Source organism: Paenibacillus sp. Y301 (assembly GCF_059445505.1).
In genome coordinates this window covers 261,495-274,533 of the sequence record NZ_JCAIUL010000007.1, presented here as the reverse complement: position 1 = coordinate 274,533, position 13,039 = coordinate 261,495, and the positions used below count along the sequence as shown (strand labels likewise).

Annotated in this window: 10 protein-coding genes; 8 read left to right on the top strand and 2 right to left on the bottom strand. The window is 40.6% G+C overall.

Going from position 1 to position 13,039, the window contains the following annotated elements; translation table 11 throughout:
- Positions 1-11: 11 nt before the first annotated feature.
- A complete protein-coding gene (locus AC1D69_RS14515) occupies positions 12-593 on the top strand; it encodes a TVP38/TMEM64 family protein (protein WP_495456903.1) in 582 nt (193 codons plus the stop codon).
- A gap of 85 nt (positions 594-678) precedes the next feature.
- A complete protein-coding gene (locus tag AC1D69_RS14510; RefSeq protein WP_495456870.1) occupies positions 679-1,680 on the top strand; it encodes a glycosyltransferase in 1,002 nt (333 codons plus the stop codon).
- Here the strand turns inward: AC1D69_RS14510 and AC1D69_RS14505 are convergent.
- Positions 1,677-3,995, bottom strand: coding sequence for an AraC family transcriptional regulator (locus tag AC1D69_RS14505; RefSeq protein WP_495456869.1), 2,319 nt, complete (start codon positions 3,993-3,995; stop codon positions 1,677-1,679). The genes AC1D69_RS14510 and AC1D69_RS14505 overlap by 4 nt on opposite strands.
- 162 nt (positions 3,996-4,157) lie before the next feature.
- Between AC1D69_RS14505 and AC1D69_RS14500 the strand changes: the two genes are divergently transcribed.
- From AC1D69_RS14500 to AC1D69_RS14475, 6 genes are all read left to right on the top strand, one after another.
- Positions 4,158-5,684, top strand: coding sequence for a type 2 periplasmic-binding domain-containing protein (locus tag AC1D69_RS14500; RefSeq protein WP_495456868.1), 1,527 nt, complete (start codon positions 4,158-4,160; stop codon positions 5,682-5,684).
- Between the two features lie 200 nt (positions 5,685-5,884).
- On the top strand, positions 5,885-7,441 hold the full coding sequence (locus AC1D69_RS14495) for an extracellular solute-binding protein (protein WP_495456867.1): 1,557 nt from the start codon (positions 5,885-5,887) through the stop codon (positions 7,439-7,441).
- 130 nt (positions 7,442-7,571) lie between these two features.
- Positions 7,572-8,540, top strand: coding sequence for an ABC transporter permease (locus tag AC1D69_RS14490; RefSeq protein WP_495456866.1), 969 nt, complete (start codon positions 7,572-7,574; stop codon positions 8,538-8,540).
- 21 nt (positions 8,541-8,561) lie between these two features.
- Complete coding sequence (locus AC1D69_RS14485; RefSeq protein WP_495456865.1) at positions 8,562-9,437, top strand: carbohydrate ABC transporter permease; 876 nt, start codon at positions 8,562-8,564, stop codon at positions 9,435-9,437.
- A 60-nt stretch (positions 9,438-9,497) separates the two neighbouring features.
- The gene (locus AC1D69_RS14480; protein ID WP_495456864.1) at positions 9,498-10,589 is read left to right on the top strand and encodes a glycoside hydrolase family 88/105 protein; all 1,092 of its coding nucleotides are present in this window, start codon (positions 9,498-9,500) and stop codon (positions 10,587-10,589) included.
- 237 nt (positions 10,590-10,826) lie between these two features.
- On the top strand, positions 10,827-11,774 hold the full coding sequence (locus AC1D69_RS14475; RefSeq protein WP_495456863.1) for a prenyltransferase: 948 nt from the start codon (positions 10,827-10,829) through the stop codon (positions 11,772-11,774).
- A gap of 94 nt (positions 11,775-11,868) precedes the next feature.
- Here AC1D69_RS14475 and ald read toward each other — a convergent pair whose 3' ends face one another.
- Entirely contained in the window at positions 11,869-12,996 is a 1,128-nt protein-coding gene (gene ald, locus AC1D69_RS14470; RefSeq protein ID WP_495456902.1) for an alanine dehydrogenase, read from the bottom strand.
- Between the last annotated feature and the right edge of the window lie 43 nt (positions 12,997-13,039).

The following is a 13,039-nucleotide window of genomic DNA, read 5'->3' as shown; positions in this document are numbered from 1 at the left end:
CATTAGATATGATGTCGATGTTGACGGAAGAGAACATGAAGCAACTGCTTGAAAGGTACCGTGAATTCGGTCCATTCCCTGGAATGCTTTTGACATTTATGAAGTCTTTCATTCCTCCATTACCTACCATCGTCATCGTGGGTGTAAATGCTGCAGTCTATGGACTGTGGCTTGGATTCTTATATTCATGGATCGGTATGGTCAGCGGATGTTTGGTAACATTCCTGTTGGTTCGTAAGATATCATCGTATCCGTACTTCACACGGTGGGCACTTAAACCAAGGGTAGCTAAAAGTATGATCTGGGTTCGGCGGAACGCCTTCAGCTATGTGTTTCTGTTAAGCATATTTCCGGTGGGTCCGTTTGTTGTCATTAATATAGCAGCAGGAGTCGCTCGCATGCGAATTATTTCTTATCTCATAGCTGTTATTTTTGGTAAAGCAATTATGGTATTCTATGTCTCATATATCGGTCATGATATAAGAGGTTTTGTGGAGCATCCTACTCAATTGGTGTATGTTCTATTATTTATCGGAGCCTCCTTATTCATTAGTAAGAAAATCGAAAGTTATTTCACAAGAGTTCCGTTGTAACCGTCGTTATTAATCTCTCTTGTCTTCTGATATATTGAATAGAAGATAAGTACACCTGATATTCAGGAGACAGGATGGAGATTTCATGAAAAAAGTCGGATTGGTCATGAGAAAAATACAATTTGCGGAGTCTCAAGGTCCCCGCGTGTTTGCAGATCGTCTGAAACAAATAGGTGAAGAGTTAGGTGTGGAGATTGTATTCATATCCCCTGAACGTCATGTTAATGGACATGATTGGATTCCTGGATATGAACATGAGAAGGGCGATTTGGTTAATTACGATATCGTATTGGATCAGATTTATTCTCAGAACATTGATCATGTGATATATACAGTCTCTGGATTTACCTATTTAAAAATGTTTATTAAGAAAAGTGTTCTGTTTCCTCACAGTTTCCCAGATCCAGCACTAACAGGGTATGAGATGATGAAGCCTTTCTATCAAATGGTGGACAAGGCAGTGGTACAGACGGAATTTCTCAAACGTGAACTAGACCGTAATTTCGGTGTGGAGGATGTGACGGTGATTCCCATTGGATTCAATGAGGAGTTAGCAGAACGTCATTTCGACCCCACACAGATTGTTGATAATAGAGTACTATGGATTGGCCGAGACGAAGAGAACAGACGACCTGATCTAGTGCTTGAATATGCAAGACAGAACCCTGACAAGGAGGTATTCATGGTGTTCGGTGGGGTGCGGTATAAAGAAAGTATGAAGAAATATAACATTCCACATAATGTGACGTTAAAGTTCGCGTTAACTCAAGATGAGATATTTGCACTAATGAATTCTTCAAAAGTGTACTGGAGCTGCTCGAAGTTTGATACCTTTGCTATGCCTTTAACGGAGGCCTTGGCTATGGGTAAGATCATCATTAAACCCGAACATCCTTGTTATGATCATATCAGCTCTAAGCATGCCTTTTCTGGAAATGAGAAGAACTGGTTCGAGTTAGTCAACATGGCCGCAGCTTCGCCTCAGAAATTTTCTTTGGACAATCGTCACTACGGATTTGAGAAGTTCTCTAGTCGTGTGATGAAAGAGGGATATGCCCAATTTTTTGATACCTGGCTAAAAGACTAATCTCTTATCCTTTTATGATCCCGATACTGTCCTGGTGTCATACCTTCTTGCTTACGGAAGGAACGAATAAAGTTCTGTGAATTGTTGTATCTCAACTTAGATGCAATATCCTTAATAGGCATATCCGTAGTCTCCAACCATTTCTTCGCCATATTGAACCGATACATCGATAGATATTCGCTGAATGAATGGTTGGTTTCTTTACGGAACACGCTGCTCAAATAATTCGCATTATAATGTAGCCTCGAAGCACAATCCTCTAACGTTAGATCCGTGTCGTAATAATGTTGAACTAAGTCAATTATTTTCTCGGAAATATTATGATATTGTGCATCCTGTCTATCTATGAAAATTTTGATTAACGGATAAATAACCGTACTCCAGAACCAATCCTCAATTTCAGCCACAATGTGTAAGTCGATTAATTCCTCAAGTAGCGAGCCATTGACATGATAAATCTGAGTTAGATTAATTCCTGACTCCTGCATCACGATCAGTAAATTGTTTAATAGACGTGTCAACGGAATTTGATATTCCTGTGGAGATAATTCTAAAGAGAAGATACTATTGAAAAATTGATTGAGTAGTTCTTTCGCTTTAGCTGTCTCAGCTAGCTTGATCGCGTCGATCAGATCGTTCTCCGTATGAATAGGGTAGTTTAATTTCAAATAATGATTCCCAGAGTTGATGTTCTCATATTGAATGATGATCCCTTTGCCAAGTTTGATACGGTGTTTGAGTGCTTCTAGACCTTCTCGGTAAGCCATGGATATCTTATGAAAGGAATGGAACGGCAAGCTCAATCCAATGCTGACTTTCAGGTTAAGGTAACGGGTAATCTCTTGTTGGAGATTCTCTGTTAATGAATATAATGAGCGATGGAAGATTCCAAGATCGGAGTCAGACGTACCCACTATGGCAACAACAGTATGATCCATGATTACGGGAGCAAGCCGTTGTGGCGGTGATATGACTTCCTCAATAATGTTATGTACAGCGAATAGAAGAAGGTTTAAATCCTTCTTGTCATAACGTGATCCTTCGGAGAAGTCGATGGATAATGTCATGACAGCCATCGTCTTCCATTCTTGAAGTTGAGTCTGATAACCGAACTGCTCAAGTTCGTATAATAACTCGCTCTGTTTTATATCTCCTTGGAATGATCGAATGAGGAAAAAAGTACGAACCTGCTGAATATGCTGTTGGACTTCTTTTTCCAATTGTGATTTAGACTGAAACAAATGGTGAACCTGTTCACCAATAACTTGAAATTCATTCGTATGTTTAGCCCGAACATCCGTTAGACGTTGCCCCATCTGATTAAGTAGACGTTCGATTGGGGTATACATACGTTTGGATCCAATCCAAGCCAGCAGAATCGACAACAGTAGCATGAACGTACACACCCACAAAGTATATGTGCCAATTTTATTTGATTTCTTCGTTAAGCTTTCAATGGAGGTGACGGATAAATAGACCCACCCATTAAGCTCTGAATGAAGATAAGTAATGGAATATGGCTTATCTTGTATCGTCGTTGCAAATTGACCTGAGGGTTTAGCCTCGTCGGATAATAGTGTTGAATCTTGAATTCCACTGGTGCTCAGCGGATTACCAATCAATGAATGGTCTGGGTGAAATAGAATGATATTGTTCTCATCCGCAATAATCGTGTTTTCTGACGGATTAACTTCTGATTTAATGAAATCCTGAAGATTACAAGCAGGAATATTGGCTATGGCCAGTCCGTATTTCTCCAGATCAGAGGTAGGTAACTTCTTGATCAGGCTGATGGTGTAATTGCAGTCTGTAATACTTGTATTCTCTTCGCTATAGAACCATTCGGATGGATTAATGATCCATGACGTATTGTCTGGTGTATCCATCAAACGGATTAGATTATCATAATTCTCATATTGGTCTAATCGATACAGACCTGAATTTTTAATCATCCAATTCTCGTACTCGTTAAATAAAATGACATCCTCTAATTTGGTATCGAACGATTGCATATTGCGAATCTCGTTGCGTAAATCATTATACAATTTGAAATCGTTTACATTTAACGATGTAGTTAAAGCTTGTTTCAACACAGAGGAGTTAACAACTTGATTTAAAGTATGGTTGACAGTCGTTAACTTATGCTCTACATTGGAGTTGATTTGCGAGATAAGCTCCATTTTCCCCTTATTTACATTTTTCTGGATTTCATTTGAAGATGTGAAATAAGAGAAGGAGCCGATAAATATGACGGGAAGCGTACTTAATATACAAGCAAAGATAGTCAACTTACTTAAGAAACTTAATGGTCTCACGAAATTCAACACCCATCAGAAGAAGTAGACACATATTAATTTTAAGGAAAAGGTATGGGGAGAACAATAATCATCTAGAATCAGGATAATCATTATCTTTGAGATTGGTTGCTTTCACTTTAATTATGACTAAATTATGGGAATTGATCAAGGGGGATGGGCATGTTCATTAAGTTTCTGGGTAAAAGGTTCGTGAGTTCTTGTCGATGGCTATTGTTCCTATTGCTATTCCTTTTTATGGTTGCTTGTACGAATGGAGAGAGCTCCGAACATATACATCATAAAGAGAATGATATACCCAATATTTCGATCATGGTACCTCTCCATTTCCCGCATCCACCCACGCAAGAAATTATTCAAGAACTTGAGAAGTTAACGGATACGAACCTTGATATCGGTTGGGTCCCTGAGGGGATCTACACGGATAAGATGAACACGACATTAACGACCAACTCTCTAAAAAAAGTGACCTTTGTAAAATACACAGACTACAGTTTAGTGAAGAATGCGATTAGATCTGAAGCCTTCTGGGAGATTGGGTCTTATTTGAAAGAGTTCCCTAACCTCAAGTATCTGAACTCGAGTTATCTGGAGCAAGCTGCGGTTGATGGGAAAATATATGGACTTTATACGGAACGACCATCATCAAGACAGGGAATCATCATTCGGCAGGATTGGCTTGAGCATCTTCATCTAAATAAGCCAGGTACGTTGGATGAATTGTATAACGTAATGAAACAGTTCACCTATAATGATCCAGATCAGAATGGAAAGAACGATACAATAGGGTTAGTAGATCGTAACGATTTAGTCTATGGTGTGTTCAAGACACTTAGTTCTTATTTCGGAACACCAAACAACTGGATGTATGAGGATAATCAATTTATTCCTGAATTTGAGACAGCTGAGTATAGGAATACCATGGACTTTATGAAAAAGTTGTATCATGAGAAGATTTTAAATCAGGATTTCGCACTTACAAGTAAGGAAGTTCAACGGGATCGCTTCATTCGTGGTGAGGCTGGCGTATTTATTGGAAGTATGACAGATGTACAAAGGTTATCTAATGAGGCTAAAGCTGTTAATCCGAAAGCTACATTAACGTTAGTCAATCGTATTGAGGGCCCAAGTGGATATAAGATTTGGTCCATTCCTAATTATAACGGTCTTTATGTTTTTTCTAAGAAAGCCATCAAGTCGGAAGCTGATTTAAAAACAACCCTTGGATTCTTTGACCGCACAATGGATAAAGATGTTGTTAATCTGATGATGTATGGCGTGGAAGGAAGGCACTATAGCGTACAAGATAATAAGGTGATACTGCCCGAGGAAACTTCCCAATTACGGGTGAACGAAGTAAATCCTCTTAACACGATGATTATTGCAAGCTCTAGCAATCAAAATATCCTTGAAGTGGTTGAGAAGGAGTCGATGACAGCTCTTGCAGATCAGTTAAGTAAGGACAATGAGCTTTTTCTTGTTGATGATCCAACCGCTCATCTAAGTTCTCAGACGTATGATGAGAAAAGCATGGAGTTATCAACGATCATTACAGATGCTACATACAATTATATTCTAGGTAATCTGACGGAGGTGGGATTCGAACAAGAGGTTGAACGATGGAAGCGAAATGGTGGTAAGCGGATTTCAGAGGAATATAAGGTAGCTAAAGAATTGGTTAACCCATAGAGAATAGGTTCTATCTATCCACTGCGGAGTAGGCGCAGTGGATTTTTGTGTCTAGGTTTAGATAAATGATCTAGATAATCATTAGAACAGATGATGATAACGAGGTGCTTTTGTGAGTAAATGATTGTATTCGTAACTTACGTTAGCCTGTAATGTGGGTTCTGTAATCAATTAAAAAGTTAAATGGAGGTCACGAAGGTATGAAGAAAAAATCCTTTTCCTTGTTGCTTACTGCGCTGCTAACATTCAGTGTCATGCTGTCTGCATGCTCGAATGGTAACAATGGAACAACGTCTCCGGAAGCAACTGAACCAAATGGGGGAAATACCACAGCGAAGACGGAAGAACCAGCGAAAGATGCGGAACCGACAGAGATTAAGATTATGCTTCCGCTGAACACAACAGGAACACCACCAGATACGATTAAGAATGAGGTTGAAAAGTTAACCAACACGAAATTAACATATCAATTCTTTCCTGCAGATTCATATGAAGAGAAATTAAATTCATCATTTGCTACAGGGTCCTTACCTCAAGTAACGTACTTGAAGAATCAGACAACATTCGTCCAGATGAAAGAGGCAATTAAGGAAGATCAATTCTGGGAAATTGGTCCATTCATGAATGAATTTCCGAATTTGAACAAGCTAAAACCTGAAATTCTTAATAACACCAAAGTAGGCGGCAAGTTGTATACGCTTTATATTGGTAGACCGCTTGCACGTCAAGGAATTATCTACCGTAAGGATTGGGCAGATAAGCTTGGAATTAGTGCTCCAGCCAATCTGGATGAGTTGTTCGCCATGGCGAAGGCGTTTACAGAGCAGGATCCAGATGGTAACGGACAGAAAGACACCACAGGTATTGCTGACCGAAATGAGTTAACCTATGGTGCTTTCAAGACGGTCTCTTCTTGGTTCGGAACACCTAATACGTGGGGTGAGAAAGACGGACAATTGGCACCAGAGTTTACATTCCCACAGTATATTGACACATTAGATTTCTTCAAAAAGCTACGTGATGCAGGGTATATGAACCAGGATTTCGCTGCAACTAGTAAAACAGATGCCGTAAATATGTTTACAAGTGGTAAAGCAGGTCTTTATATTGGTGGATCCATGCAAGATATCGATACATTGAACAAAGATCTAATTAAGAACTTCCCAGATGCAGTTCTCGATACACACAGTATGGTTGCGGGTCCTGACGGTAAGTTCGCTCAGTGGATGATTCCGGGATATAACAATGTGGTCTTGTTCCCTAAATCTGCTGTGAAGGACGAAGCAGAGCTCAAGAAGATCCTGGCCTTCTTTGATCAAATGATGACACCTGAAGTTGCCAACTTAATGTTCTGGGGAATTGAAGGTACGCATTATACCGTTGTTGATGGTAAAGCCAAACCAGCAGATGACAAAGAATTGATCGAACGTGAAGTGAAAGGGTTCAAGGATAGTGTGATCGGTGAATCCGAGACAAATGGCATGTATGAAAGCTTGAACCTATTGCCTGGTAGAATTCACGCAGAGGAGTTAGTCCTCGAGAATGTGAAGTTTGGGGTGGCAGATCCTACGGCTGCACTAGATTCAGCTACGTATACGGAAAAAGGTGTTGAACTTCAGCAGATCATCACAGATGCTACCTACAAGTATATCTATGGACAGCTGGATAAAGCGGGATTCGAAAAAGAGGTTGAGGACTGGAAGAGTCGTGGTGGCGCCAAAATCATCGAAGAGTATAACGCAGAGTATAAGAAATAGTCTTACAATGGCCACTGGCTGAAAAGTTGGGCTTAGAGGGCTGTTGATGATCGATTTCAACAGTCCTTTCTGTTCCCTTTAAAGTGTTGGAAATTGTATTTTGAATAACTATATAGAAAGGGAGAATCTCATGCAGGAAGTTGCCGTTCAACCGACTACATCCCCTCAGCCCAAGCGTAAAAGCAACAAGAGTAGCAGTGAGCTCAAAAAGCGACTGTGGAGAAATAAATGGCTCTATGTCATGTTAACACCGGGAGTACTCTATTTTCTCATATTTAAATATCTACCGATGTACGGATTAATTATCTCATTTCAGGATTACAAACCCTACAAAGGAATTGCTGGCAGTGAATGGGTGGGTATGAAGCATTTCCAAAGGTTATTTACAGAGCCTGATTTCATAAACATTCTGATGAACACGCTTATTTTATTCGGATTAAACATTCTTATCTATTTTCCAATACCTATTATTCTGGCACTTATGTTGAATGAGCTTAGAGGGACGTTCTTTAAAAGGTTCTTTCAGACGCTGGTCTACTTACCTCACTTTATGTCATGGGTTATCGTGGTCTCGATCACCTTCGTAATGGTAACGATGGATGGAGGAATTATTAACGAAGTTATATCGTTTTTCGGGTTCGAAAAGATCAATTTCTTGCTCAACCCCGGATGGTTCAGACCGATGTATATCCTTCAGGTTATCTGGAGAGAAGCGGGTTGGGGTACGATCATCTATCTAGCCTCTATTGCTGCCATTGATCCTGGATTGTATGAAGCAGCTCGTATAGATGGTGCAGGACGTCTGAGACAAATCTGGCATATTACACTTCCAGCCATAAGAGGCGTCATTATTACATTATTTATTTTGAAAATTGGTTCCGTACTCGATCTTGGATTTGAACATGTCTATTTATTGCTCAATTCGATGAACCGAGAGGTTGCGGAAATTATTGATACGTACGTATATACAGCCGGTTTGAGACAGGGGCAATTCAGTTACAGTACAGCGATCGGATTCTTTAAATCTATTATTGGTTTGATTATGGTCATGTCTGTGAATAAAGTCTCCAAGAAAATGGGAGAAGAAGGCGTGTATTGATATGTTGTGGGAGGGATTAGAATGGTAGAAGATCGATCCATCGGTGGAAGGATTTTTGCTGCAGTTAACTTTACGTTACTAGCCATCATTGCTTTAGTCACGGTTCTTCCGTTTATTCACGTAGTTGCAGGCTCCTTTACGACAAGTGCTGAGATGGCAGCTAACAAGTTTGTGCTCATTCCCAAAGTGTGGAGCTTGGATGCTTACAAGTTTATATTCTCTACGGGTACGATCTTCAAAGCGATGGGTATCTCCGTTGGAGTTACACTGGTAGGAACATTGTTCAGTATGTTTGTGACTGCGCTCATGGCATATGGTCTTTCTCGCAAGGATCTAGATGGACGTACGGCTATCAATTTCATGGTCGTCTTCACGATGTTGTTTCATGGTGGAATGATCCCGACATTCTTAGTTGTAAAGGAACTGGGGTTAATCGACTCTTATTGGGCACTCATTCTTCCTTCAGCCATTAGCGCATTTAATATGATCATTCTTAAGAATTTCTTTCAAAATATACCGGAGGGGTTGGAAGAGTCCGCTAAGATCGACGGTTGCACGGATTTCGGAATATTATTTCGGATCGTACTTCCGTTATCTATGCCAGCTATAGCAACCATCTCTCTATTCTACGCGGTAACCTATTGGAATACGTACATGACGGCAATTCTATATTTGGACGATAGTGCTAAATGGCCGATTCAAGTGCTATTGCGACAGATTGTAGTTCTTGCAAGTGGGATGGATTACAGTTCTACGCTGGATGCGGCTGTACCTCCCCCAGATCAGACGATTAAGATGGCGGTTATTGTCGTTGCAACACTGCCAATTCTAATGTTATATCCGTTCTTACAGAAGCATTTTGCTAAAGGTGCCATGTTGGGGTCTATGAAAGGTTAGAAAATTAACGTTTGAAATCTGATGAATAGATATTGTTCTGATAATGAGAGGAGACTACACATGACTCAAATGTTGACGAGAACACCGCTAGAATGGGCTAAAAAGGCTTGTGATTCTCTGATGAACACTTACGCTGCAGGAGAACTTCCTCCTGCACATCGGTGGCATTACCACCAAGGTGTATTTCTATGTGGAATGGAACTCTTGTGGGAAACGGTACAAGAGGATCGCTATGTGGACTATATTCAAAGTTATGTGGATGATCTCATAGATGATCATGGTAATTTCTATTTCGCTCGTGATGAGTTAGATGCCATTCAGGCAGGGCTTCTATTATTTAATCTTCATGAACGGACAGGTAAGGATAAATATCGTGTGGCTGCTACCAAACTGAGAAGTTTATTACTGACGCTTAATTTAACCTCGGAGGGAGGATTCTGGCATAAGGATAAATACGCTAATCAAATGTGGCTCGATGGGCTATATATGGCGGGGGTATTCTCCTTGAAATATGCGGAAGCCTATGGGGAGCCATCCCTGAGGGAAACAGTCCTTCATCAGGAGCGCTTGATGCGCAAACACATGAAGGATGAGGATACAGGATTACTGTATCACGCGTGGGATGAGAGTCGACATATGCCATGGTCTGATCCTGAGAGTGGCTGCTCTCCTGAATTCTGGGGGAGATCACTTGGATGGTATGGCCTGGCATTAGCACAATTTCTTGATTATCTACCAGAGAGCGACCCAGGACACGCAGAACTATTATTGGAATTGGGGAACTTCGTGCAGGCACTGGTTCGTTATCAAGACAAGGAAAGTGGCCTTTGGTATCAAGTTGTAGATAAGGGGCATTTGTCGGATAACTGGTTGGAGACATCGTGTAGTTGCTTATTCGTCTATACCATTGCGAAGGCTGTGAAGCACGGCATCGTTGGGAAAGAATATGTAGAAGCAGCTAAGAAGGGGTATGAAGGGTTAATCAACATATTAGAGTGGGACGAGAATGAGGGCTTAATTCTACCGAATATTTGTATTGGTACTTCGGCTGGAGATTATGAGAATTATGTAACTCGTCCTACGAGTAAGAATGATCTACACGGCGTTGGCGCATTTGTGATGGCTTGCGTTGAGATGCAAGCATTACGCTAACTGACTATGAATGCTGAATGTAGATGACCAACATAGTAGAAGGTGAACGAAGACATAGCAGGTAAAGGAATGAAGTCGCACGGTATTCGGTGCGGCTTTTTCTCTATTGTCAAGGAGGTTTCTAGCTGAATAAACTTAAAAATTAAGATATCATCATTTTGTATAATACATGGTCAGTCTCTGTCACACTTGACTTGGCATTCCGTGATAACAATAAAATTTAAAGGGTGACAACAGATGACATTCAAAAGTTTCCTGAGTTTAGTGGAGATTAGAACGAAACTCGCCAGCATGATTCCCTTCTTTATAGGATCGGTATATGTGGTGTTCCGATTCCATGAGTTTCAAGTTACACATTTCCTACTGATGCTGATATCCTTACTTTCGTTTGATATGTTTACAACGGCAATGAATAATTACTATGATTTCAAAAGGGCAAGTAAGAAAGAGGGTTATGGTTACCAAGAACATAACGCCATTGTGAAGTTCGGACTGAAAGAATCGACGGTTGTGACGCTGATTATTAGTCTTTTTGTGACAGCAGTGGGTACGGGGATATGGCTGGTTATGAGTACGGGAATGGTTGTATTCCTTATAGGAGGGCTATCCTTTTGCGTGGGGATATTGTATTCGTTCGGTCCCATTCCTATCTCTAGAATGCCATTAGGTGAGTTGTTCTCCGGTTTATTTATGGGGTTCGTCATTATATTTGTCTCCACATTTATTCATGTAGGTGATCAACTCGTTACTTTAGCTTTTAACCAACAGAATCTGAGCGTTCATATCGACATGGTCGAAGTATTATTGATCTTCCTCATTTCGATCCCTGCTATTCTTGGGATCGCTAATATTATGCTAGCCAATAACATATGTGATATGGATGAAGATGTTGAGAATAAAAGATACACCCTTCCGGTGTATATCGGCAAATCGCATGCCTTAATCTTGTTCAGATTCATTTACTATGCTTCTTTCTTGGATCTGATTGTATTGTTATTCTTGAAAGTAAATCCGCTCATCGTTGTGCTGGTTCTACTCACTTTGATCCCCGTTAGGAAGAATATTAACTTGTTTATGAAGAAGCAGACCAAACAACACACCTTTGGTTTAGCTGTACAGAATTTCATGATTACCAATATGGCTCGGATCTTAGCCTTGAGTGTGGCGATTGTGATGGCAGTGTGATTATAGTGGGTATACGGGGAAGTATCATAACGAAAAAGGATATGCATTAGATGCATATCCTTTTTCTTTTATATTCACTTGTGATATGAGAAAATTAAACGGTAACTCGGGAAAGGGCCTTATCTGCAGGGACATATTCAAATCCAAGATCACGAGCCACCGCTGCATATGTGACGCAGCCATTGATGACATTAGCTCCACTTGCAATCGCTGGATTGCTAAGAATAAGTTCTTGAATATCCTGATTAGCTAACTTTAACGCAAATGGTATAGTTGCATTTGTTAAGGCTACCGTTGACGTTTGCGGTACGGCACCCGGCATGTTCGCTACAGCATAATGAACTACGCCATGCTTCACATAGGTTGGATGATCATGTGTCGTGATATGGTCAATCGTCTCTACGATTCCCCCTTGGTCAATAGCAACATCTACAATAACAGAACCTGGACTCATTGATTTCACAACTTCTTCGGTCACTAACTTGGGAGCTTTGGCTCCAGGGATCAGAACAGCACCAATTAATAGATCTGCTTCTGCAACAGCTTTAGCAATGTTGGACGGACTAGAGACTAATGTGGTCATCTGGTGACCAAATATATCATCTAATTGGCGTAATCGACCTACATTTAGATCTAATAAGGTGACATGTGCTCCGAGACCGATAGCAACCTTTGCAGCATTCGTCCCAACGACTCCTCCACCAATGATCGTCACCTTCCCACGTGCTACGCCTGGAACACCCGATAATAGTATCCCTTTACCACCCTGGGGTCTTTCTAGTAATTGCGCCCCGATCTGAGCTGCCATTCGACCAGCCACTTCACTCATGGGTGTTAGTAGCGGGAGTGTACCATGAGTAGTAACTGTCTCATAAGCAATGGCGGTTACACCTGAATCAACTAAAGCCTTTGCAAGTGAAGGCTCAGCGGCTAGATGCAAATACGTAAAGAGGATTAACCCCTTTCTAAAGTACACATATTCACTAGATAAAGGTTCCTTAACCTTCATAATCATATCCGATTGACTCCATAATTCTTGAGCTTCTTCTACGATTATTGCACCAGCAGCAGTATATTCATGATCAGGGAACCCACTTTCTGCTCCTGCTTGATGTTCAACATATACGGTATGTCCATGTTGAAGGAATTCTTCTACGCCTGAAGGGGTGATCGCTACACGATTTTCATTATTTTTGATTTCCTTTGGGATTCCAATTCTCATCATAATCACCTCTTAGATTTAATAATCTTATAAGTGCGTAAGT